At 45.2% G+C, this 23229-nt stretch carries 19 protein-coding genes; 7 read left to right on the forward strand and 12 right to left on the reverse strand.

Translation table 11 applies throughout. From position 1 onward, the window contains the following. Positions 1-119: 119 nt before the first annotated feature. From rlmB to KOE27_RS04890, 5 genes are all read right to left on the reverse strand, one after another. Complete coding sequence (gene rlmB / locus KOE27_RS04870) at positions 120-899, reverse strand: 23S rRNA (guanosine(2251)-2'-O)-methyltransferase RlmB (protein WP_215237708.1); 780 nt, start codon at positions 897-899, stop codon at positions 120-122. Continuing rightward, on the reverse strand, positions 875-2086 hold the full coding sequence (locus KOE27_RS04875; RefSeq protein ID WP_215237709.1) for a GWxTD domain-containing protein: 1212 nt from the start codon (positions 2084-2086) through the stop codon (positions 875-877). Before KOE27_RS04875 ends, rlmB begins: the two co-directional genes overlap by 25 nt. Positions 2087-2234: 148 nt before the next feature. Further along, positions 2235-3128 carry an SDR family oxidoreductase gene (locus KOE27_RS04880; protein ID WP_215237710.1) on the reverse strand — a complete coding sequence of 298 codons (894 nt, stop codon included), beginning with the start codon at positions 3126-3128 and terminating at the stop codon, positions 2235-2237. Positions 3129-3138: 10 nt separating this feature from the next. Beyond that, positions 3139-3951 (reverse strand): crotonase/enoyl-CoA hydratase family protein, encoded by an 813-nt coding sequence (locus tag KOE27_RS04885; protein ID WP_215237711.1) that lies wholly within the window; start codon positions 3949-3951, stop codon positions 3139-3141. A 112-nt stretch (positions 3952-4063) separates the two neighbouring features. Beyond that, positions 4064-4984 (reverse strand): aspartate carbamoyltransferase catalytic subunit, encoded by a 921-nt coding sequence (locus tag KOE27_RS04890; RefSeq protein WP_215237712.1) that lies wholly within the window; start codon positions 4982-4984, stop codon positions 4064-4066. A gap of 583 nt (positions 4985-5567) precedes the next feature. Here KOE27_RS04890 and KOE27_RS04895 point away from each other — a divergent pair. Both KOE27_RS04895 and KOE27_RS04900 read left to right on the forward strand, forming a co-directional pair. Next, positions 5568-7337 (forward strand): T9SS type A sorting domain-containing protein, encoded by a 1770-nt coding sequence (locus KOE27_RS04895; protein ID WP_215237713.1) that lies wholly within the window; start codon positions 5568-5570, stop codon positions 7335-7337. Positions 7338-7414: 77 nt separating this feature from the next. Beyond that, the gene (locus KOE27_RS04900; RefSeq protein WP_229252645.1) at positions 7415-7873 is read left to right on the forward strand and encodes a transcription elongation factor; all 459 of its coding nucleotides are present in this window, start codon (positions 7415-7417) and stop codon (positions 7871-7873) included. Positions 7874-7936: 63 nt separating this feature from the next. Here the strand turns inward: KOE27_RS04900 and KOE27_RS04905 are convergent, their stop codons facing one another. Next, the gene (locus KOE27_RS04905) at positions 7937-8653 is read right to left on the reverse strand and encodes a YebC/PmpR family DNA-binding transcriptional regulator (RefSeq protein ID WP_215237714.1); all 717 of its coding nucleotides are present in this window, start codon (positions 8651-8653) and stop codon (positions 7937-7939) included. Between the two features lie 166 nt (positions 8654-8819). On the opposite strand from KOE27_RS04905, the gene KOE27_RS04910 reads away from it, so the two are divergent. Next, positions 8820-9281: a GNAT family N-acetyltransferase gene (locus KOE27_RS04910; RefSeq protein ID WP_215237715.1), complete on the forward strand. Its 462-nt coding sequence runs from the start codon at positions 8820-8822 to the stop codon at positions 9279-9281. Positions 9282-9723: 442 nt separating this feature from the next. Here KOE27_RS04910 and KOE27_RS04915 read toward each other — a convergent pair whose 3' ends face one another. Continuing rightward, positions 9724-10044, reverse strand: a complete 321-nt coding sequence (locus tag KOE27_RS04915; protein WP_215237716.1) for a heavy metal-binding domain-containing protein — start codon at positions 10042-10044, stop codon at positions 9724-9726. 252 nt (positions 10045-10296) lie between these two features. Here KOE27_RS04915 and KOE27_RS04920 point away from each other — a divergent pair, with 252 nt between their 5' ends. Both KOE27_RS04920 and KOE27_RS04925 read left to right on the forward strand, forming a co-directional pair. Further along, positions 10297-10872: a nitroreductase family protein gene (locus KOE27_RS04920; RefSeq protein WP_215237717.1), complete on the forward strand. Its 576-nt coding sequence runs from the start codon at positions 10297-10299 to the stop codon at positions 10870-10872. Further along, the gene (locus KOE27_RS04925; protein ID WP_215237718.1) at positions 10872-11849 is read left to right on the forward strand and encodes an ABC transporter ATP-binding protein; all 978 of its coding nucleotides are present in this window, start codon (positions 10872-10874) and stop codon (positions 11847-11849) included. Before KOE27_RS04920 ends, KOE27_RS04925 begins: the two co-directional genes overlap by 1 nt. A 3-nt stretch (positions 11850-11852) precedes the next feature. Here KOE27_RS04925 and KOE27_RS04930 read toward each other — a convergent pair whose 3' ends face one another. From KOE27_RS04930 to KOE27_RS04950, 5 genes are all read right to left on the reverse strand, one after another. After that, complete coding sequence (locus KOE27_RS04930; protein ID WP_215237719.1) at positions 11853-14366, reverse strand: DUF5686 and carboxypeptidase-like regulatory domain-containing protein; 2514 nt, start codon at positions 14364-14366, stop codon at positions 11853-11855. Between the two features lie 53 nt (positions 14367-14419). Then, positions 14420-15013, reverse strand: a complete 594-nt coding sequence (locus KOE27_RS04935; protein WP_215238379.1) for a SanA/YdcF family protein — start codon at positions 15011-15013, stop codon at positions 14420-14422. Positions 15014-15209: 196 nt separating this feature from the next. After that, positions 15210-17975 carry a DNA gyrase/topoisomerase IV subunit A gene (locus tag KOE27_RS04940; RefSeq protein ID WP_215237720.1) on the reverse strand — a complete coding sequence of 922 codons (2766 nt, stop codon included), beginning with the start codon at positions 17973-17975 and terminating at the stop codon, positions 15210-15212. A 169-nt stretch (positions 17976-18144) separates the two neighbouring features. Continuing rightward, positions 18145-18795, reverse strand: a complete 651-nt coding sequence (locus KOE27_RS04945; protein ID WP_215237721.1) for an NUDIX hydrolase — start codon at positions 18793-18795, stop codon at positions 18145-18147. Positions 18796-18873: 78 nt separating this feature from the next. Continuing rightward, entirely contained in the window at positions 18874-20454 is a 1581-nt protein-coding gene (locus KOE27_RS04950) for an NAD(P)/FAD-dependent oxidoreductase (protein ID WP_215237722.1), read from the reverse strand. 110 nt (positions 20455-20564) lie between these two features. On the opposite strand from KOE27_RS04950, the gene KOE27_RS04955 reads away from it, so the two are divergent. Continuing rightward, positions 20565-22421: a glycoside hydrolase family 9 protein gene (locus KOE27_RS04955; protein ID WP_215237723.1), complete on the forward strand. Its 1857-nt coding sequence runs from the start codon at positions 20565-20567 to the stop codon at positions 22419-22421. A gap of 39 nt (positions 22422-22460) precedes the next feature. Beyond that, a complete protein-coding gene (locus KOE27_RS04960) occupies positions 22461-23225 on the forward strand; it encodes a ThuA domain-containing protein (protein ID WP_215237724.1) in 765 nt (254 codons plus the stop codon). Positions 23226-23229: the final 4 nt, after the last annotated feature.

Below are 23229 nucleotides of genomic sequence, written 5' to 3' on the forward strand. Positions count from 1 at the left end.
AGTTGAAGTAGCAGCCGGATTTGCCGATGAACGACGTTTTTGTGCTTTTATATAAAAAGAACGGTTTCTCTCAGGCAAATCGCCGGAAAGAAACCGCAAGACTAAACAAGGTAAGGCTATCAGACAGGGATTGACACGCGCTGCCTTACAGCTTCATAAAGTACAATGGAGCTTGCAACACCCACGTTCAGCGATTCGACCTGGCCCAGCAGAGGAATACGTACGCCAAAATCCGCTATGTCCAGGAGGTCTTTCGAAATACCATCTTCCTCAGACCCCATGATAATGACGGTAGGAATGGTGAAATCAATACTATAGGGTGATGAATCTGTTTTTTCCGAACAGGCTACAATCTGAAGACCGCTATCCTTAAGGTATCTCAATGTTTCGTTTAAACTTATTTCCCGGCAAACAGGAAGGTAGTTCAACGCTCCTGATGAGGTTTTCATGGCATCGGCATTGATCTGCGCTCCGCCTTTCTGAGGTACTATCAGCGCCTGGACTCCTGCGCATTCCGCAGTCCGCGCAATAGCCCCGAAATTCCGCACATCCGTAATGCGGTCAAGCAAAAGAAATAGCGGTGTTTTTCCATCTTCGTAAACCTGCGTCAGTACATTATGCAGCGGGACATAACGGATCGGAGATACGAAACATACGGCACCCTGGTGGTTTTTCCTGGTGAGGCGGTTCAGTTTTTCAACAGGTACCCGCTGAACCAGTACACCAAGTTCCTTGGCAAGTTTTTCAATTTCAGAAAGCCCAAGCTCTCGCTGAATAAATAATCGTTCTATTTCCTTGCCTGAACGAAGGGTTTCCAATACGGACTGGGTACCAAAAACCATGTCGGCTTGAGGTGGGCGAGGGGCTGGCTGTCTTAGCGTATACTTCCGTTTCTCCATGCTTCTACTACGGGGTACCATATGGGCTGGTATTCGGCATACCGGACCAGCTCATAATGGTCGTCTACAAATTGATTGTTTCTTCGGTTAAAAGTAAAATTAACATTCTGTGCGTTTCCGCGCTGGTTGTAAGTCCATACCTCTTTGTCCTTACTCCTCTGTACCTTATCCGGCGGGCCCAGAACAATGTATATCATTCCTTTGTCGGTTTTCCAGCCTTCCTTATAGGTTGTAAAGAGCTGGTTGGCTTCTTCCACACGTCCGTAAAAAGAGCGGATAGACTGCTGCGCCACAGGTGCGTTGCCGTTCATAAGCGAAAGCCAGTATTTATCGAGCGTCTTTTTATAGTTCTCGGCTTTTTTTATCTCATTTATTTCTGTGTTGGTACTCACATACAGCAGAGGTTCCAGCAGGAGCTCCGGACGTGTAACTTTCGGATACCTTTCGTTTACGACCAGTAATCCGAGTCCTTCACTATGGGTAGTATCCGTAAAGATATTGTACAACCCTTCTTTTGTAAATTTGAGCGGTTCGTCAGAACTGATGGTGAAAGAGCTGTCAACATCCAGTGATTTGGAAACGCCTTTTGGTGCGGTGTTCATAGGAGAACCGGCAGCTTCAAATGTATGGTCGTAATAAAAAACATGGAGCTGGTCCTTCCCGCCGTTAATCTTTTTAAGTGTGAAAGTCTGGTTGGTATTAATGTAATGGCGCTGCAGGGGTTCATCACTGGCATCGGTATAGATACCGTACAGATCCCCGGTTGTCTGTTTCTTAAAGCGAATGGTAAGATCGTTCAATACTTTTTTTAGCGTACCCGTCTGGCTGATTTCGCTTAACAAAACACCGTAATCACGATTGGGACTTTTTACATCAAAACTGATAACGATTTTGTTGTCTATACGTCTGACGTTATCCGTGTCCAGTTTTACGTTGCCGTAACCCAGGCGTTCACGTGTTCCGTAATCAGAATAGATGACATAGTTCAGGTTAAAAACGCTGATAAACTCCGATGGAGTGATGATATTTTTACCTTTGTAGGCATCCACATATAAAAACACCTTTGTCTGTGTGGTGTCCCGCAGCAGATATTTGCTCTGAATGGCTATCACCGAAAGCTCTTCTGCGGGTTCCGGCTGAACCTGCCGCTCCGAAGACCTCACCTGCGCTTCGGGTATTTTTTTCATTGTTTTATTCGACGACGAACATCCTGTGAAGGCAATAACCGACACCAGGAAAAGGCAGAATCCGAAAAATGTTTTCATAGACCAGAATATCTTCATTTGTCAAATAACGAACGAAGTGGTAAAATTACCCAATAAAACCGTTAAAAAATTATTGTGGGCCATTCTTGCTCTCCCGATTCGCGTTTTTGATCTGTTCTTCTATCGCATTCCATTGCTGGTCAGACACTTCCCTCAGGAAATTAAACTGTCCTCCGTTCAGTACTTCTCCGCCATCCAGGGTAATCACCTCACCAGTCATATAGGCCGAAAAGTCTGAGACCAGATAAGCCGCCAGATTTGCCAGCTCCTGATGCTCTCCCGTCCTTTCAAGTGGGATACGGTTTTCAAAAGAGAATTTCCTGGAAAGTTCTTCCGGAAACAGCCTGTCCCATGCTCCCTTTGTGGGAAAAGGGCCTGGTGCAATGGCATTTAGTCTGATCCCGTGTTTTGCCCATTCAAAAGCCAGCGATTTGGTCATCGCCAGTACACCTGCCTTCGCCATTGCCGAAGGGACCACCCAGCCCGAACCTGTCCAGGCATAGGTAGTGGATATGTTGAGGACTGTACCTTTGATCCTATTTTCAATCCAGTATTTACCCAGCGCAAGTGTAAAATAATACGTGCCGCGTAAAACAATGTCAACTACCACATCGACGGCCTTATAGGAAAGCCTCTCGGTTGGGCTTATAAAATTACCTGCCGAATTGTTGACCAGCCCATTGACTTGTCCGAATTTTTCGATCGCCAAGGAAATAACGTTTTCGATCTGTTCGGGTTTTCGCACATCACAGGGCAGGGCTAATACGTTACCACCCGTTGTTTCGGTTAATTCTTTTGCTGTGGCTTCCAGCACTTCGGATTTACGGCTGCAGATGACAATATTGGCACCCAGTTTTAGGAAATAACCGGCCATTGATTTTCCCAGCCCCGTTCCACCTCCGGTGATAATGATGGTTTTATCTTTCAGGGATCCTTCCCTTAACATTCCTTCAAGGTGTTGCATACATTTCCTTTTAGTTTTTGAACTGTGGTGCCCGTTTTTCAGCTATGGCCCTAAAAGCTTCTTTCAAATCATCGGAAACCATCCTGGATGCGTTCCAGGTAGCAACATACTGCAGGCCATCGGCAACGGAATGATCCATACTGTAATTCAGTATATGCTTTGTTCCGCGAGTAGCCAACGGTGATTTGGAGGCTATCTGGGCAGCAATACCGGACACGTGGCGTAGTAATTCTTCTTTATTGATCAGACATGCATTCACGAACCCGATTTGCTGAGCTTCCTTTGCTGGCAGATTTCTGCCAGTAAATGCCAGTTCACGGATATACCCCTGCGGTATCAGCCGGGGTAATCTCTGTAGCGTTCCCAAATCTGCGACCATGCCTAAATCAATTTCTTTAATGGCAAAAAAAGCATCTTCACTTGTGTACCGGACATCACAGGCACTGGCGATATCGAGCCCGGCACCGAGGCAGGCACCTGAAACCATTGCCAAAACGGGTTTTGCACAATCTGCTATGGCCATCACTGCTGTTTGCAAGGAGGTGATCGCTTTCAGGAGCTTTTCCGATTTTAGCGCCTCGCAGCTCTCCTCCTGGGAACTTATAAGACTTTGAAATAGCTGAAGATCTATTCCTGAGCAAAAATGTTTTCCCTCACCAGCGAGGATCACTACCCGTACTTCCCTTAGTTCATTTATTTCCTGAAAAACTGTCTTTAATTCTGTCCAGCATTCCTGATCCAGGGAATTAGCTTTTTCGGGGCGGTTGAAAGATACAAAGGCAATATGATCCTCAACATGAAACAGCAAAGTTTTATAAGTCATACCGGATGCTATCTTAACAACAGGAAGTGATTATTATGCAAGCATACTATTCGACAAATATAAAAATTTTAACATATAATATTACAAATAAATGCGATCCTGCAGGCCGGGATTATTGCTGGGCTAGTAAGTAAAGGACAGCCATTCTTACTGCTACACCATTTTCTACCTGATCCAGAATAATGGAATGGCGGGAGTCTGCGGCATCCGAAGAAAGTTCGACACCTCTGTTAATGGGCCCAGGGTGCATGAGTACGATTTCTTTGCCCAGGTCATCCAGCATTGCTTTGCTGATCCCGAAAAAGAGAGCGTATTCGCGGAGTGACGGGAAATATTTGATCTGCTGTCTTTCAAGTTGTATCCGGAGCACATTGGCAACATCACACCATTGTAATGCCTGCTTCACATCATGGGATATTTTAACGCCAAGCTCGGCCAGGTGTTTGGGAATCAGGGTAGAAGGTCCGCAGACCATTACTTCGGCGCCCAGCTTGCGGAGGCAGAAAATATTTGACAGCGCAACGCGGGAGTGGGTAATATCACCGATAATGGCAATTTTTTTACCTGCCAGATCTCCCAGTTTTTCTTTCATGGAAAAGGCATCCAGTAAAGCTTGTGTGGGGTGTTCGTGCGTACCATCTCCTGCATTGACCACGTTAGCGGCGATGCGGTCTGCCAAATAATGCGGTGCTCCGGGGCTGCTGTGGCGCATCACAATCATGTCCACCTTCATGGCCAGAATGTTATTTACAGTGTCCAGCAGGGTTTCCCCTTTTTTTACGGAACTGCCCGATGCCGAAAAGTTGACTACATCAGCAGACAGTCGTTTTTCGGCGAGTTCGAAGGATAACCTGGTTCTGGTTGAATTTTCAAAAAAAACGTTGGCAATGGTGATGTCCCTTAGAGAGGGGACTTTCTTGATCGGCCGGTTAATAACCTCTTTGAACTGCGTGGCTGTTTCCAGTATAGTTTGGATGTCGTTCTCGTTCAGGTTTTTAATTCCAAGTAAGTGCCGGACCGAAAGTTTTGTCATTGATGATATGCAAGAAAGTTTGGCAAAGATAATAAGGAAGGCGCATTCGGAAAGCACAAACTTTTATTTTTTGAAAGGATTGATCCCGCTCAATCCTTCACTCGGTTTTATCCCGACTTGGTTTATCTGATCAGCCGCACAGCCCGGCAGAAGGACGCCACCCCTGAAAACTATCAAATTTTTTAGTTCATCCCGCATGGATCAGCACCGTGTAACGGTTGACAAAGCAGCATCAGGCAAAACCCTTTTCCCTTTACGCAATCGCTGCTGTAACATATTTAATCGGGTTGTAGTATTGGAACTTAAATAAGTAGTTATATTTTTGTAAAAATCACAAAATATTCTACTACTATAAAACTAGTTTGTAGAATATTTTCAATAAAAATGTTTTGATACTTCTTTGAAAAATTCATTCTGTTGAAAATCATCATAAATGTATGTAAGGCTGCCAGTTTAGTACCCACACTTTTTTCAGATTTTCAGTCAGTTCCAAAAGAAGGCTTTTGTCTGATTTTGGGTGCGAACATTTTTTACTTCCCGCATTCGGCCTCCGGGTTATTGAAAAACACACCATACTAATTATATGAAACACAATAAGTTTACTTTTCTGATTGCCTTCTTGCTTTTCAGCCTCCGGGCATTTTCTCAGTTCGCTGTATCATTTCCTCCGGAAAGAATTGTCTTTCAACGAAATAAGGAGGATTTTGGCTATATCTATATTACCGGAACTTTTACTTCACCTATTGACAGGGTGGAGGCTCGAGCTACTTCGCGTGCAGGTGAGAGCGGAACGTCAATTGGGTGGACCACCATCGCAACGAACCCGGTCAGTGGAGTTTTTTCAGGAAATATCGGGCTTAAAGGAGGGCGTTATGACCTTGAGGTAAGAGGATTAAAGAATGATGTGCAGGTAGGAGCAATCCAGTTTATTTCCAAGGTGGGCATCGGAGAAGTGTTTTACATTGTGGGGCATTCCAATGCCTCGGGCGGGTCAGACCTGTCCCCATCTCTTGGGGCTACCAGTGATCAGGTTTCTTCCATTAATCCTAATACCAATAAGCCCCTGTGGGATCAGTACTGGCTGACCGCAAACCCGGATAATTTACCACCTCTTCAGTTTTCGCAGTTATGCCAAACGTGTGGCATGTCGCCGAGCGCGGATATCCCCTGGTTCTGGTCACAGCTAGGTGATAAGCTCGTGAATGCGCTAGGTGTCCCTGTTCTGTTTTACAGCGCGGCTTTCGGAGGAAGTAATATAGAGTATTTCTATAAATCGGCCTATGACATTCCCTTTGAGCACTCTTTTATTAAATATGATCTGAGAATGCCTTACGCGAATGTACGGAATGGTATGAACAGGTTCGTTCCCCGGACGGGATTACGCGGGGTACTTTCAGGACATGGGGTTAATGACATAAAAGGTAATGATGAGGAGGGTACCAATTTTAAGTTCAACAATGGGAAAGTTATTGAGAAGTCGCGCTCCGAAGCGGGTTATCAGGATCTGGCGTGGATGATAGCGATCGCCTGTAGAAATAATGATGGGGTGAGCTCAAGAATAGCGCAGGCCCAGAATGAAATGGTCGACCTGTCCAACAATATTTTTAAAGGAGCCGACCTCAACAGTATAGAAAGATACGGGACGGTGATGGAGAATGGAGTACCGAAAGATGTTGAATTCCGTTACGACGGGCTGCATTTCAGTACATACGGGCAGGCTGCCGCGGCGCAAAAGTGGTTTGAGGCAATCACCAGTACAAGTCCCAATTTCTTAAGTGAGTCAGAGCCGCTTATGGCTTCTGCGCCTCCGTTGCCCGAATCGCCCCTTCCTGTAACCCTCCTGAAATTTGAGGGACAAAATCTTGCAAATGGCAGAAACCGGCTTACCTGGACCACCACCATGGAAAGAAATAATGACCATTTCGAAGTGGAACGGGGGTACAATGGTATTTCTTTTGAAAAGATAGGAGAGGTTGCCGGAGTAGGTAACAGTACAATGGTCAGCAACTATAACTTTACGGATGAAATTCTTGCGCCTGTGGCTTATTACCGGTTGAAACAGGTTGATCTGGACGGACAGTTTGAGTATTCCCGAATCATAGCGGTTCATGGAGATGCAGAGGATAAAAATGCCTATATCTATCCTAATCCGGTCCGGGATATGCTGGAGGTAAAAGGATTTCAGTCAGGAACACTGAAAAGCCTGAAAATCCTGGATGTTAGCAGTACGGCAGTTCTTCAAAGTGCTGACACTGAAAAAATTAATGTTTCCTCCCTGGTGCCGGGGCATTATTTTATTGAAATTAAAAATGAAAAGGGAAATACGGTTGTCAGGAAGTTTGTGAAATACTGATGACTCAGCGTTTTCATACAGCCGCGGCCCGGATTGGGGATGAAGCTTTATAATTTGTTTCTTTGCGTTTATAAACGATGAAACAACTGATGAATAAAGCGGCTTTGCTTGAACACTTAAAAATGACGCTGGATGCCCGGATGCAGGCTGCCTGGAAAGCGATGGAGGCCGCACAGGAATCGGCAAACGAGCAGGGGAAGAGTTCCATGGGAGATAAGTATGAAACTTCCCGCTCCATGGGGCAGCTGGACAGGGATATGTTTGCCCGTCAATATGAGTCGGCCCGGCAGGAGCGGGTACTTCTGGAAAGGATAAATCCCAATGAAGTTACGGAGCGGGTAGCGCTTGGTTCCCTTGTGAACACCACTGCCGGAAGGTTCATTGTAGCGGTAAGTCTGGGTAAAATAAGCTATGAAGATGAAACGGTCATGGCCGTTTCATCTTCCTCCCCGATCGGAGTGGCATTGATGGGCAAAAGCTCCGGCGACACGTTCAGTTTTATGGGTAAAAACCAGCATATTACCGGACTTATCTGAAATTAAGTAAGCCTGGCAACCCGCCAACGCTGTACCGTCACCTGCATACTGGTAATGGCGGGGTTAGCCCATGTTATGATAAACCCGCTGAACGTCGTCATCTTCCTCAATCTTTTCTATGAGTTTTTCAACCTCAGCCACCTCTTCGTCTGATAGTTGTTTGGTATCATTCGGAATTCTTTCAAAATCGGCCTCCACAATTTCATAGCCATTTTCTTCCAGGTAATGCTGTAGCGTACCAAACGAAGTAAATTCACCATAGATATTGATCTGGTTGGTTTCTTCGTCGATGAACACCTCCTCACCTCCAAAGTCGATCAATTCAAGCTCAAGTTCCTCAACATCTTTTTTGCCGTCATTTTTTACCTTGAAAATACACTTTCTGTCAAAAATGAAGTCCAGCATACCCATTGTACCCAGGCTGCCGCCCAGTTTATTGAAATAGCTGCGCACATTGGCCACAGTACGTGTGGGGTTGTCGGTGGTACTTTCCACCAGTATGGCAATACCGTGTGGCCCGTAGCCCTCATATACCATTTCCTTGTAGTCGTCCTGGTCTTTGGCGCTGGCTCTTTTAATCGCCCGCTCCACCGTTTCTTTTGGCATGTTGGCAGCCTTGGCATTCTGAAGAAGTACCCTGAGTCTGGCATTCGTATTTGGGTCGGCAGTGCCGCTTTTTACGGCCAGTACAATATCTTTACCTATCCTGGTAAAGGTCTTGGCCATTTTATCCCAACGCTTGAACATGCGTGCTTTTCTATATTCAAATGCTCTTCCCATGCAATTTTTTATTTACTATTAACCAGGCTTGTGTTTAAACCTTCCGGAAAATACCGGGTTTGATGCTGGTGTTTTCCGGAAGGGAGTACTTAATTATGCTGCAAATTTATAAAAGACGAGCTAAATCAGATAAAAATTAAAAACTTTCCCGATTAATTTGATGCATATGGAAAATCAACTGAACTGGACGCTTAAAACCTTTGAGGAATTGTCGAATGAAGAATTATATCAGCTGTTGCGTTTAAGAAGCGAAGTGTTTGTGGTGGAACAGAACTGTAATTTTCTGGACATGGATAACAAGGACCAACAATGTCACCATTTGCTGGGCTGGGACTGCGGGGAATTAATGGCGGTGGCAAGGATTGTACCTCCGGGAATTTCCTATGAGTTTCCTTCCATAGGACGGATCGTGGTATCTCCGCGGGGTCGGGGAAGGAAGTATGGTGTTGAATTGGTCCATAAAGCGATACAATGTGTTGATAATTTCTACGGAAAAGGAAATATCAGAATCGGTGCCCAGCTATATTTGAAAAAGTTTTATGAAACCTTTCATTTTCGGCAGTCGGGAAGCATTTATCTGGAGGATAATATAGAACATATTGAAATGACGCGTGTTTTTAACGAATAATACCACATTATGTGGATAATATTGTAGATACTTTTCCCATTTTTGTCGAAAAAATATACAGGTCGTCTTACTATTTTTTCTTTAATATCGAATAAATATTAAACTTTACTCATTTTTTGTAGTATTTGGGCTACAATTTTCACACATAATTTCATGATTCCTTGTTCGGTAAAAATAAACTTAATACTTTGGCACAGAATTTTAGTTATTAGTTTTCAGTCAAGCAAATTGTTGTTCAGGAACTGACGCCCGTCAGACATCCAATAACATTTTTGACGAACACTGATAGAGGAGGGTTTACGTGGAATGGCCTACTGTTATGCGGTAGGCCATTTTTTTGTTTTGACCTGAGGGATGAACGCCTGCCTTCAGATAACACAGAATCCCGCGGAGCGGACCACCCTCGTTGATAACATCAATAAAATGACAAGTCGATATTAAATTATTCTGTCAGCACGGCAGTACCATTAGCGCTTACCATTAACATTGAACCGTTGCCGCCTATAGTTTCAAAATCCAGGTCTACCCCGATGATCGCATTTGCACCCAGTCTTTGCGCCTGTTCCATCATTTCGCGGATGGCAATGCTTTTAGCTTCTCTGAGCCCCTGTTCATAAGCGCCGGAACGCCCGCCTACCACGTCGCGGATGCCTGCCAGAAAATCTTTAACAAAGTTGGCGCCTATGATCGCCTCTCCGTTGACAAGCCCTATGTACTTCAAAATTTTTTTACCTTCAATATTCGGAGTAGTGGTTACGAGCATGATGTGGTTATCTTTGAAATTAAGAGGATAAATGGGACTGCAAGTTATTTCAATTTGCGAGGCTGCACTTAAAATTATGCTTAACGGTACCAAAAGGCAAAATTTTGGCTTATGCAGATTACGGATATTAGCGATGATTTACAAACATATCCATGCATTTGATTTTTAACTAAACAAATCCGGATTTATTCAGCAATCGCATTAATGTGTAGCTTTGTCATTATTCAATAGTATCAGTATCATTTTTAGTAAATGGAAAATTCAGTAGAAGTTATCAATCAGCTCATCCGTTCGCGCCGAAGCATATTCCCACCCAGTTATACCACCCAGGATATTCCGGAAGAGATCATCCATACCATTTTGCAGAATGCCAATTATGCTCCAACGCATAAGCTTACGGAACCCTGGCGGTTCATGGTTTTCAAGGGAGAGGGTTTGGTGAAGCTGGCGTCTTTTTTTTCGGAACGCTACAAAGCTATAACCCCTCCCGAGGCTTTTTCGCAGGCACGTTATGAAGCAGCCAGTGAAAAAGTAATGAAGTCGAATTGTGTGATTGTGATCAACATGGAAGTACATACGGACAAGATTCCCGAATGGGAAGAAACTGCTGCCGTAGCATGTGCAGTCCAGAATATGTGGCTCACCGCAACGGCTTACGGAATAGGAGCCTATTGGGGCAGCCCGGGCGTACTGAAAGAGTTGGGGGCGTATCTTGGTTTACCTGAAGATCAGAAATGCCTGGGATTGTTTTTTATGGGCTATCATCAGGCGCCTGAAGCGGCTGCCCGCAGAACCCCTATTGAAGAGAAGGTTACCTGGATAAAATAATGGCCGGATCAAAACGCGTTCTGCAGGCAGAAGGTATAACCAAGTCTTATGATGAAACAGAAGTTTTGTCAGCCATTGACCTGGAACTTTCGGAAGGAGAATGGCTGGGGATCCTGGGAGAAAGTGGCTCGGGTAAAAGTACATTGCTGCGTATCCTGGGCAGGTTCACCGATGCGGATGCTGGAAAGGTATTATTTAGAAAGAAGGAGCTGCCGCCTGTCAGGAATGAATTAATCCCGGGGCATGAGGCTATCCGGCTGATCCATCAGGAATTTGAACTGTTTCCAAACCAGACTGTCGCAGAAAATATTTCCTACGCGCTCCGATTTTATAATCCGCAGTACAGGCTGGAAAAAGTAACGGAACTGCTGGAAATCACAGGTTTAGGGTATGTTCGTCATAAAAAGGCCAAATTGCTTTCCGGTGGAGAAAAACAGCGGACAGCAATTGCCCGGTCTCTGGCTGAGGAGCCTTTGGTTTTACTCCTGGATGAACCTTTTGCGCATTTGGATAACCACAACCGGCGGGTACTGGCCGACGCGATTGAACTGTTGCGTACCCAAAAGAAAACAGCCTGCGTTTTTGTGACGCATGAGGCGGGCGATGCGCTGGCGTGGTCGGACAGGATTGCTGTGCTGAGAAATGGCAGAATAATTCAGATCGGTACACCTGAAGAGGTTTATAACCAACCGGCAAACAGCTACGTGGCCGAGCTCACAGGCGACATAAACTGGCTGAATAAAACGGATGGAAAGCAATATTTTATTCGTCCGGAAAAGATAAAACGCACCCAATTTCCTGAAAAAAGCAAGTGGCATGGAACCGTGGAAACCATACGGTTCCATGGAAATCATTGGGAAATCCGTTGCCGAAATCAGGAAGGGTACCTGTCTTTTTACCGAAACCGAAATGACATGAACGTAGGAGAGGAAGTTTTCCTTACCTATGGAGCCCGAGATTTACGGCACATCCAATGACACTTACAAATTGAACCAAAAAGATATCTTGACCGCGAATGGTGTTACGTTGGGGTTATTCAGGTAGTTGAGACGATGCACAAAGTCAATGCGGCCTACTTTGAAGATATTGTCCACGCCGTAGCCCAATTCAATATAAGGGGCATTGCTCAGATAGTTAAACGTAGGCATCGCATTTCCTGCTTCATCCTCTGTAGGGGTGATGGCCTTATTGGCTTCACTCACTGTGCCGTAAAATACTTTTCCGGTAGCAAGCATACGCCATTTCAGACGCCGGATGGCGGGTATTCTGTTTAACAGGAGGCCTTCGAAATTATGTTCCATCCGTAGCACAAGGTACTTGTCACTGATGAATTCGAAATAGCGCATCATATTAAATGCATTGTCAACATAAAACAGAGACTCGTTTCCGAGCGGGTTGTACAGCAGTGTATACGGCAGGGTGGAGGGGATATATCCCAGTGTCAGGTTGTAATAGGTACGTCCCAGAAAACCAGCACGGAAACTTTGTTTAACATTCAGTGAGAACTTGTGATATTTAAAATCTCCATCCAGAAAATCCTTCATACCCAGCGTGTATCGTAACGTAAAAGCAGGCGAATTTCCGTTGCCCATACTGATGCGTTCATTGTCATTTTGCAGGAAGGTTTCATTTCTTGCCAAACGGGTTTCAAAATTCATCTCCGTTATATCATAGGAACTTCCAAGCGGGGAGTCCTCTCCCTGAGCAGGGTTTTTACGGTAAGCAAATGGGAAAAGAGGGACAAAGTCGCGGTGTCTGAGCTGAATACTTCCGGTGAGCCCTTTTACCAGTTCTCGTTTGAAATAGGCCGAGAAATCCTCCTGCCAATAGGCTCTTCTGAAAGCACCAAAGCGGGAAAAAGCGCCGAAAATGGTATTAGGGCCAATGGTTTCCGCGGAAAGTCCGAGTCTTTCAAGATCTTTGGAATAGGAAAAGCCGCCCATGGTCCAGGGCTTTCGCGAGAAAATATAATCCACCCCCGCGCCATACTTAAACTCATTGTCTCTGGTGCCGTAAGCGCCATATCCATGCAAAATCCACTTACGGCTAAAACCGGGGTCTGTACGGAATCCCAGCCTGAACCGATGACCTTCGACCGCATTATTGGCGTAAAGGAAGAGGTAAGGGCCAATGTCAATATTCCATTTATCAATTTTTTTATACCCGTTTACAAATACGTTCAGTAATTCGGTATAGGTTTTTACAACAGGTAAAACTTTTAGTGAATCAACCAGTTGAAAGCTCAGTATCTCCGGTTTAGTGAGTGATTCGGGGCGGTTTTTCTGCCAGTATGCCGAATCATGATCCATATAATCCTCCTTTAATTCGATTGCCGTATCGTAAAATTTCCCATTCCTGGGTTTGTCGACAATGTACTTGGAGTTGGCCGAGTAGAATTTCAGTAGCATCCCGGCCGTTTGTTTGGTAGGTTCATCCACATCTATCAGCACCCTCGTTTTGGCAGGCACCCAGGCGTCATGATCATCCAACTGGTCGTACGACTGCTGAATTTTTATTTTGTCAATAAAGTTAAGGTTGGCCTCTTTGCCTACACTTGCATCCATTTGAGTAAGTGCAAAAGTGGTACCATCCACCCAGAATGACCCCGTAAAGGCCAGGTCTTGTTTTTGCCTTGGTTCAAATTCGATCAGATAATCGTGTACAGCACCATTGGCAACACTGTCTGCCAGATAGTATTCATAGTACAGTTTCCAGCTGTCGGCGATGGGTGACACGAAATCCTTCTCCAGCAAATTCAGCCAGTTCTGATAAAAATTATATTGCTGAAACGACGATCCCACCAGTTGGGAAACGAAACTCCCGTCGGTTAGTCCTACCCCGGATACCTTTGTTTTATTGATGATCTCTTTTTTCTTTTTAGGGTCGTTCCTGAAATAGACGTTTGAAACAGATTCCGAAATAAAAATGGGGATAATGGTCTTTCCATCCTCGCCTTTTACTTCATCATACTGATCTACAATATGGGTCATTTTCCTGACAGCCCTTCGGTTCCTGAACTTCTCGGAAAGGTTGTCGATATCAATCTGTATTTTGTTATAGCTGTCGTATTCGTATGCACTCAGGCTTTCAATATTGTTTTTCTTCCTGTTAGCAACAATTTTGCGCATGATGGCAAATGCCGGGTTTTCACCTGCATAGATTTTTACCTCCCTTAATTGCTGACTGCCCGGGGAAATCTGAAAATCCAGCACTTGTTCAGCAAGGTTTTGTACAATTACTTTGGTGCGGGTATCATAGCCCACATAGGTGACGCTGAGGGAGTCGGCGGGGGGAGTGTAGTTTAAAACATAAAAGCCATCAAAGTTAGTAGTTGTTCCTGATAATGAAGCTTTTATTCCAATGTTTGCAAAGGGTACCGGATCGCCGGTAGTCGCGTCAGTTACGCGTCCTTTGATGACATATGTCTGTTGCGCTGCTGCTTGGCAGAGAGAGAATACTTCAAATAAAAAAAAGAAAAGTAATATTTTTTTCATTTTGGTTTTCATGGCGTCTGGCTGTAAAATCCTTTTTTCATCCATGAAGTTCCTCATTTCCGTTTTATCTCGATATTGGAAGTCAGGTCGGCGGTGGGGCGTAACAGATGTACATCCAGTACTGCTTTTGGCCGGGCCAGATATTCCCTGATCAATGTTCTTAAAGAATAGCCGTCAGGAACGTCCTGAGCGGCGAATGATATGGCATTAATTCCTTCATTATGAGCAATATAAAGAGCTCTTGCGTTGTGAAAATTCTGAGATATGATCGTAAAATTATTCTGATTAAAAACTTCCCGGCATCTCACCACCGAATCAAAAGTCCGGAAACCAGCGTAATCCAGTGTCATCACATTTTCAGGTATTCCCAGGTTCAGCAGAGCTCTTTTCATATCAAGCGGCTCATTGTAATACTGCGAATCGTTATTTCCGCTCAATATGATATACTTGATCTTTCCTTCTTTAAAAAGCCGCGCTGTGGCTTCCATCCTATATCTGAAAAACAGGTTTTCTTTACCTCTTTCTGTGTTCCGGCTGGTGCCTAAAACCAGTGCCACATCATTGGACGGTAAACTTTCTATTGAAAAATAATTGTACTGCCTGGTATTATACACGATCCAGAAATTACACAGCAGGATAAAAACCAAGCAGGCAAAGGCTAAAATAATCGCAGCTTTTATCAGTTTTTTCACTATTGTAATTCTGGTTGTCCTTGTTAAACGTCAGATAACAGAATTCCGGTTCGAGATACAGTCACATATTATTTTATAACTGTACGTCTGAACCTGTACTTTTTGTTGCTGACAAGGATAAAATACATTTCACTACTTCCGTTTTAGTAAGTTATTCAAACAAACCTAGCTGGCTTTTAGGCGAATCAGGACCTTTTTTCGGATCTTTTCTGGATTTACCGTCAGGCTTTTGCTCTTCTTCCGGCTCACCGGAGGCAGAGGGAGCTAATTTTTCGGGATTTACAATTTCCATATCCACCTCATCAGCTGTGGTTATTCCTTCGGCTGCTGCCTGAGTTTCTCCTTCTTCGGCCTCTGTTGTTTCTTCACTGTGTTCTCCTTCATCAGGAAGGTCTTCTTCCACCGTTTCCGGCTCTTCAGGAAGCGGTGGGAGCCAGTGAATGTCTTTGAACTTATCGTTTGGAAGTTTATTCCCCAAGGCCCGCCACCCCCGCAAATCCACAAGGTCTTCCACTGCATAGGCTACGCTGGAGGGTTCGTTGGACGTATTTTTGGCCAATATCATCTCAAACCGGGGACGTTTGTCGGTACTGGCCAGTAACAGTTTACTGTTTTTGGTATCACTGATAAAAAGGAATTTTTTATCCAGGGACGTCGTTTCAATATTAAATCTCTTTATAAAATGTTGTTTTTGCCCGGCGTCATAATAAATAGCGGTAACGGGTAACTTGGTGTCAAATTTTTTCACCAGTAGTACCTCGTTAGGGACATAATGATTGGTGAGATCAAAGTTGGTGAGCTCATAGGTACCATCTTTGTAAATCACCAGAATGCTGTCAGCTGCTCCGAAGTTACCAAGATATTCTCCGCGTTCATCCCTGTTGAGCCGGCCGATGGTGGGATTAAACCACATATCCACACCGCCGAGGGTTGAACGCCCCGCCTGTTTGAGTGTAATTTTCCTTACCGGATACTTGGTGAGGATATTGCCCATGGCGCTCCGGTTTTTAATGAGGAGATCGGCAAAGTTGAAATCAAACTGTTTTACTTTCGCTTTGCTTTGGGCGGTCAGGTTAACGGTAATGATTTCGGCTTCGCCGTTATCGTTGGCGGTGAAATAGGTAATCTTTGACTTGGGAGTGCCTTGGGTCATGTCATATTCCCGGTCGCGGGTTACGGCTGTGATCTGGCAGCGCTTGATATAGGACACCCCTGTTTTGCCGTCAAGGTAGATCAGGTTGTACACTTTGCGTTCATCATTTTTGAGGAAAACGGCGCAATGGATGATATCTTTCCCAACAAAAACCTTATCCTGGATCTTGGTGACCAGACATTTTCCGTCGCTCCTGAACACGATCACGTCATCGATATCCGAGCAATCCATCACGTATTCATCCTTTTTGAGGCCGTATCCTATAAAACCCTCCGTCCGGTTTACATACAGTTTTTGATTATTTGCAGCTACTATATTTGCTGAAATCTGGTTAAATGCCCTGATCTCCGTGCGTCGGCCCCGGGTTTTACCATATTTTTTCAGAAGATCCCGGTAATATTCAATGGCAAAACGGACGATGTTGGCAAGATTGTCCTCTGTTTCGGCGAGTTCTTCTTCCCATTTTCGCATCAGTTCGTCCGCCTTGTATCCGTCGTATTTGGATATTCTTTTGATCCTGATCTCAGTAAGTTCCACAATATCGTCATCCGTGATCACGCGGTAAAACTGCGGCTTATAGGGTTCGAGCCCCTTGTCAATCGTGCGGATAACGTCTTCAAAAGTTTCACATTCTTCAATATCCCTGTATATACGGTTTTCGATGAAGATTTTTTCCAGCGAACCGTACAGTATCTTTTCCAGAAGGGCCGCTCTTTTGATCTCGAGCTCACGCCGTAAAAGATCTACCGTTTGCTGAGTATTGTATTTCAGTATTTCCGTGACGCCAACAAAGTGAGGCTTGTCGGCGATGATCACACAGGCGTTGGGCGAAATGGAAACCTCGCATTCGGTAAATGCGTAAAGCGCATCCATGGTGATATCCGGTGATACCCCCGGCGCAAGGTGAACCTGTATTTCTACATCCGCAGCGGTGTTGTCCACTACTTTTTTGATCTTGATTTTACCAGCATCGTTCGCCTTTACGATGGAATCAATGATGGATGTGGTAGTGGTTCCGAAAGGGATATCCCGGATGATGAGCATTTTCTTATCCTCTTCCTCAATCTTTGCCCTTACCCGTACCTTTCCCCCTCGGTGCCCGTCATTATAATTGGAAACGTCGATCTGGCCGCCCGTCAGGAAATCAGGATAGATGGTCACCTCCTTACCCTGCAGGATCCCGATTGAACCTTCAATGAGTTCGCAAAAATTATGTGGTAATATTTTGGTCGAGAGGCCCACCGCAATTCCCTCCACACCCAGTGTAAGTAAGAGCGGGAATTTGACTGGAAGGGTAACGGGCTCTCTTTTGCGTCCGTCATAGGACAGCTGCCACTCCGTGGTATTGTCGTTAAAAACGATTTCTTTGGAAAACCGGGAAAGCCTTACTTCAATGTACCGCGCAGCCGCGGCGCCATCTCCGGTGCGTATGTCGCCCCAGTTTCCCTGGGTGTCAAAAAGGAGTTCTTTCTGACCAATGTTGACAATGGAATCATAAATGGAAGCGTCACCGTGAGGGTGGTACTGCATGGATGAACCTACGACGTTAGCGACCTTGTTAAAACGGCCGTCGTCCATTTCGTTCAGTGCATGCATGATCCTCCTCTGAACCGGCTTCAGCCCGTCTTCAATGGCCGGAACAGCCCGCTCCAGAATTACATAAGATGCATAATCAAGAAACCAACTTTCGTAAAGACCTGAAATGGGTAATTTTTCGTGTAGTTCGCTGTCTCCTACGTTGTTCGTAGCATCGTTTTCATCCATAAATTGAGGAGGAAACTTTTTAAAATATCCGGTAAATCGATTAAGTAAGATTCCTTCCGTGCCGCATCCCAATGTCTGTAAAACCAGCCTGAATAGAGCAGTTTTTCAGAGGAATTTCTGGAAGTTATAATTGAAAATCCTGCTAATATAGCAAATAAAGCAGATATTTTTAATTTTCGCTACTTGAATCCGGCGTATTCATGACCGTGAGCAATTCGCTGATCATCATCGCAGTGGCGCCCCATATCTTATAACCTCTCACAGCATAGTGTGGTGCCCTGACCTGTTCTCCTCTCACGATGATCACACTTTCACCGAGTATGCTGGTATCCATAATCTCTTTAAGCCGAACTTCGAAAACGTCCTCAACTTCCCTGATGTCCGGGTAAAAATCCGGGCGGTAGGGAATGGTTGCCACCACCGGAAGAACATAAAAATTACTCGGAGGAATGAACAGCTCAGATAATACACCAAGGATTTTTACATCGGTAAGCCGTAAACCAATTTCTTCCTGTGCTTCCCGTAAGGCCGTACGGATCAGGTCTTCGTCTGATAGTTCATAACGTCCGCCGGGAAAGGCAATCTGTCCTGAATGCACTCCATCGTAAGCGGGGCGGAGTATAACCGGGAAATAAATTTCGTCCTGATAGGGATAAAAAAGGATCAGTACGGCACTTTTCCGGGTTTTGGCATTAGGCTTAAAACTCATTCGCAGCCTGGAAGTAGCCTGCATGGGGCGGTGAGCCGATTCTCCCGGAAGCGGACTTTTTAATTTTTTATATAACTCATCCGTAAAAAAATCAAAAGATTCTTTGCCCATATAGGCTTATAATTGGTGTTGGTGAGTAATAGTCAGGCTACAAATGTTAACATTTTTTTGAAGACAATCAAAGTGTGCTTACTCCTTGTTGGCGTAAAGCCTGGCAAGCTGCTCTGCACACCGTTCACCGTCCATAGCCGCGGACATAATTCCTCCTGCATAGCCCGCTCCCTCTCCACATGGGAAAAGTCCTTTCAGGTGCGGATGCTCACAGGAATCGCGCTCTCTTGGTATCCTGACGGGCGAGGAGGTCCGGCTTTCCACACCTACCAGCTGCGCTTCATCTGTAATATATCCTTTCATTTTTCTTCCGAAATCCATGAGTCCTTCTCTCAATGGGTTTGCTATGCTGGCAGGCATGGTATCAAATAAATTCACCGATTTCAACCCTGGCTGGTACGAAGTTTCGTTCAGTTCCGGAGATGTTTTTTTGTTGATAAAATCCGTTACACGCTGTGCCGGGGCTGTTTGGGTAGCTCCAGCTATTTTACAGGCAGTTTCTTCAAACTCTTTCTGGAACTGAAGGCCGGCCAGCGGGCCAAAATCTGCATAAGGCAAAAGGTCAGCCTCCTCAATGGCTACTACGATCCCGGAATTTGCAAAGGCCGAATCGCGCCGGGAAGGTGACATTCCGTTGACCACCACCTCGCCCGGGGCCGTGGCAGCCGGAACAATAAACCCTCCGGGGCACATACAAAAGGAAAACACCCCTCTCTGTATACCATTGAAGCGTGTTTGGGTAACAAGGCTGTAAGAAGCGGCCGGTAAGTAAGGGCCCCGGTCCTTATCGCAATGATATTGTATGCTGTCGATCACCCGCTGCGGATGCTCAATGCGGACACCCATTGCAAAGGATTTACTTTCAATCAGTATGTTTTTGCGGGACAAAAGATCATAGATATCCCTGGCCGAATGCCCGGTGGCAAGTATGACCCCAACGCCGGTGTATTCCTTTTTATCATTCACAATCACCCCTTTTACTACATGATCCCGGATAATAAGGTCAGTTACTTTGGTGTTAAAATGGATCTCTCCGCCGGCCTTTAATATACTTTCGCGCATGTTGGCAACCACCAAAGGAAGTTTGTTGGTACCAATGTGCGGATGGGTGTCAATGAGGATCTGTTCGCTGGCTCCATGTCCCACGAAAATTTCCAGCACCCGGCGGATATCCCCGCGTTTGTTGGAACGGGTATATAACTTGCCGTCTGAGTAAGTACCAGCACCTCCTTCACCAAAACAGTAGTTTGATTCAGGATTAACGATATGTTCTTTGTTAATGGCGGCAAGGTCGCGGCGGCGCGAACGAACATCTTTTCCTCTTTCGAAAAGGACGGGTTTTATACCCATTTCTATCAGGCGCAGCGCAGCAAACATCCCAGCTGGCCCGCAGCCGACGATCAGCGCCTGGGGACGATTGCTTACGTCGGGATAATCAAGAGAAAGTTCAATGAGTGACGGAGGTAATTCGTTGATATATACTTCGGTCTGCAGATTGATTTTTACCTGCCTGCTCCGGGCATCAATGGATTGCCTGGTTTTCCGGATGATTGTTGGGGTTCCCGCGCGGAGTTTTAATTTTTTTCCAATATACTGTTCCAGCGAGAGATCATCCAGTGCTATTTCAGGAGGAAGTGTAAGTTGTAAGGTATGTCGCATGTGAAAGGGATTTATCCTTTAATCGTGCAAAGATAATTGTTTCGGCGGAAAGCGCCTTAAAGTGGAGCAGGTGGGGGGAGGAAGCTAGAAATTTTGTCTTACATTTAACCTTGTCCATAGCTTTCTCCGACGTCATGAACATCTTTCGTTTTACGATCCTCCTGATTTTGCTTTGCAGTAATCGGGCTTTTAGTCAGAAAATAAAAGTGCTCATCAATCACGTTGGTTACGAGCAGGATAATCCTAAACGGGCTATAGTTGTATCAGACCAAAAAGTAACGATAACTGAATTTCAGTTGATTGATCAGGAATCAGGGAAAGTGGTTTTTAAGGGTAAAACAAGGTATTCAGGACCTGTGGGCAAATGGAGGAACCGGCTGTTTTGGGAAATGGATTTCAGCAGTTTTCAGAAAGCAGGTAGCTATATCGTTCAGGCAAAAATTCCTGGCAAAAACATCGTTTCTTATCCATTCAGGATTGGGAGGAACGTATTGGAATCTGCTACAATTTCGGATGTTGTCTATTATTTCAAAGGCCAGCGAAGCTCGGGATTACTGGATATTGCAGATCGTCATTTAGTGTTGAAGAGGCAGATTAAAGATACCATTGATGCACATGGCGGCTGGTACGATGCCTCCGGAGATTACGGCAAACATTTGTCTCATCTTTCTTTTTCGTCCTATTTCAACCCGCAGCAAATCCCGCTTACCGTGTGGAGTTTATTTAAGACATTTGAATTACTGATCAAAAGGCCGGGAAGCGATTTTCGCCAGTATAACCGCCGATTGCTGGATGAGGCAATGCATGGTGCTGACTACCTCGTCAGGGTTCAGGCGCGTAACGGATCTTTTTACCGGTCGGTGTCGGCGCCGGGTGCGGGGAAAATGGCAAAGGACAGGGTGATTCAGGCGGAGGAGCAGAGCTATCGTATCAAAGAGAATAAGGATCAGTCTTTCAACGATACGGATAATTCTGATAGCTGGAGAAGTTATCAGGTAAGTTACCGGTCAGGAGGAGGGATGAGTATTGCTGCGCTGGCAATTGCTGCGGCAAGGGATACCTCGGGCGATTTTTCCAGTCGGCAATATCTGGCAGCGGCTGAAAATGCGTTCCGGTTTCTCGAAAAGGAAAATGTAAAGATGACCAATGACGGGAAGGAAAATATTGTTGATGATTACTGTGCGCTGAGTGCGGCGACGGAGCTTTTCAAAACTACGAAGAAAGAAGAGTATACCTTGGCGGCAAAGAAACGGGCACAAAATCTTTTGGCAAGATTGGTGTCTGCCGGAAAATACACCGGACACTGGCGTGCGGATGATAGGGACCGTCCGTTTTTCCATCCGTCCGATGCCGGGTTACCAGTCATTAGTTTGCTCAATTATAATACAATTGCCACGGATCCTGAAAAATCCTGGATTAAAGAAACGATCAGGAAATCACTGGATTTTGAATTGAATATCACAGCAGAGGTGAATAATCCATTTGGTTATAGCCGGCAATATACCCAGGACACGCTTGGAAACAGGAAAGCTGTATTTTTCTTTCCGCATGGCAGTGATGCTTCACCCTGGTGGCAGGGCGAAAATGCCCGGCTTGCCTCTGTTGCTTCGGCAGCCCGGCTCGCTATTCCCTTATTTGAAGACGATAAGGTATTTCAAAACAAACTCAGAAATTTTGCTGTAAACCAGATGAACTGGATACTGGGTCTGAATCCATACGATACCAGCATGTTGCAAGGTGCAGGGCACAACAATCCGGCGTATGGTTTTTTCGGTGGTTTTGAATACACAAATGCCCCTGGAGGGATTGCTAACGGCGTGACAGGGGGCTTTGACAATGAAGATGATATCGATTTTAATCTTTCTTACGCACAAACAGGGAAGGATAATGACTGGCGCTGGGCAGAGCAATGGTTGCCACATGCTGCCTGGTATTTGCTATCCGTTGCCGCCACGGATCATAAATGAAATTTGTAAAGCTTAATTAGGTAAACCTCTTAACTTAAAATGATGAAAACGCGAATACCAAACCTGATGCTGGTGCTAATGACTGCATTTGTTGCTGTTGGCTTAATTGCTGCCAGTCAAAAAAGAAGTTTTAAGGTTTTTGTGAAAATTTCCAAGGCGGCAGACCACAATAAAATGATGACTGCGGCAAGGCCTTTCCTGGAAAAAATCGCGTCGGAAAATCATTTTACCGTGGATATTACAGATGACAACAGCCTGGTGAATGATGCCAATCTTAGTAAGTATCAGGTATTTATTCAGTTGCAGGAAGCTCCTTTTGACTTGTCGGGTCAGGAGCAGTTAGCCGTTCAAAAGTTTATTGAGGACGGGAAGGGCTGGGTAGGGATACATGCTGCCGGGTTAACCGGGACTTTATACACCAATCCGGAAAAGAAATACTGGCAATGGTTTGAAGATGCCATGGGCGGCGTGAAATATACCCCGCACCCTAAGTTTCAAAAAGGTACGCTGATCATCGAAGATCATAAACATCCGGTTACGAAAAACCTGCCGGACAAGATGGAGATCTCGGACGAGTGGTACGAATTTGATAAAAGTCCGCGTCCGAATGTCCGGGTTCTTGCCACCGCTGATGAGTCGACCTACAAACAAAACAAGCCAATGGGAGATCATCCGCTCATCTGGGTGAATGAAAAGTACCGGCGTATGGTATACATAGGGATTGGACATGATGCATCTTTGTGTGTCAATCCGGATTATGCAGTGCTGGTTCGGGATGCCGTTCTTTGGGCGGCTGAAAAGTAAATTT

This window comes from Dyadobacter sp. CECT 9275, from assembly GCF_907164905.1.
Taxonomy (GTDB): domain Bacteria; phylum Bacteroidota; class Bacteroidia; order Cytophagales; family Spirosomataceae; genus Dyadobacter; species Dyadobacter helix.

Coding starts and splice junctions, on each gene's coding strand:
- KOE27_RS04960 (WP_215237724.1), top strand. CDS start 22,461: ATGATGAAAACGCGAATACCAAACCTGATGCTGGTGCTAATGACTGCA.
- KOE27_RS04930 (WP_215237719.1), bottom strand. CDS start 14,366: ATGAAAAAAATATTACTTTTCTTTTTTTTATTTGAAGTATTCTCTCTC.
- KOE27_RS04890 (WP_215237712.1), bottom strand. CDS start 4,984: ATGACAAAACTTTCGGTCCGGCACTTACTTGGAATTAAAAACCTGAAC.
- KOE27_RS04915 (WP_215237716.1), bottom strand. CDS start 10,044: ATGCTCGTAACCACTACTCCGAATATTGAAGGTAAAAAAATTTTGAAG.
- KOE27_RS04880 (WP_215237710.1), bottom strand. CDS start 3,128: ATGCAACACCTTGAAGGAATGTTAAGGGAAGGATCCCTGAAAGATAAA.
- KOE27_RS04885 (WP_215237711.1), bottom strand. CDS start 3,951: ATGACTTATAAAACTTTGCTGTTTCATGTTGAGGATCATATTGCCTTT.
- KOE27_RS04925 (WP_215237718.1), top strand. CDS start 10,872: ATGGCCGGATCAAAACGCGTTCTGCAGGCAGAAGGTATAACCAAGTCT.
- KOE27_RS04895 (WP_215237713.1), top strand. CDS start 5,568: ATGAAACACAATAAGTTTACTTTTCTGATTGCCTTCTTGCTTTTCAGC.
- KOE27_RS04905 (WP_215237714.1), bottom strand. CDS start 8,653: ATGGGAAGAGCATTTGAATATAGAAAAGCACGCATGTTCAAGCGTTGG.
- KOE27_RS04875 (WP_215237709.1), bottom strand. CDS start 2,086: ATGAAAAAAATACCCGAAGCGCAGGTGAGGTCTTCGGAGCGGCAGGTT.
- KOE27_RS04945 (WP_215237721.1), bottom strand. CDS start 18,795: ATGGGCAAAGAATCTTTTGATTTTTTTACGGATGAGTTATATAAAAAA.
- KOE27_RS04910 (WP_215237715.1), top strand. CDS start 8,820: ATGGAAAATCAACTGAACTGGACGCTTAAAACCTTTGAGGAATTGTCG.
- KOE27_RS04940 (WP_215237720.1), bottom strand. CDS start 17,975: ATGGATGAAAACGATGCTACGAACAACGTAGGAGACAGCGAACTACAC.
- rlmB (WP_215237708.1), bottom strand. CDS start 899: ATGGAGAAACGGAAGTATACGCTAAGACAGCCAGCCCCTCGCCCACCT.
- KOE27_RS04920 (WP_215237717.1), top strand. CDS start 10,297: ATGGAAAATTCAGTAGAAGTTATCAATCAGCTCATCCGTTCGCGCCGA.
- KOE27_RS04950 (WP_215237722.1), bottom strand. CDS start 20,454: ATGCGACATACCTTACAACTTACACTTCCTCCTGAAATAGCACTGGAT.
- KOE27_RS04900 (WP_229252645.1), top strand. CDS start 7,415: ATGAAACAACTGATGAATAAAGCGGCTTTGCTTGAACACTTAAAAATG.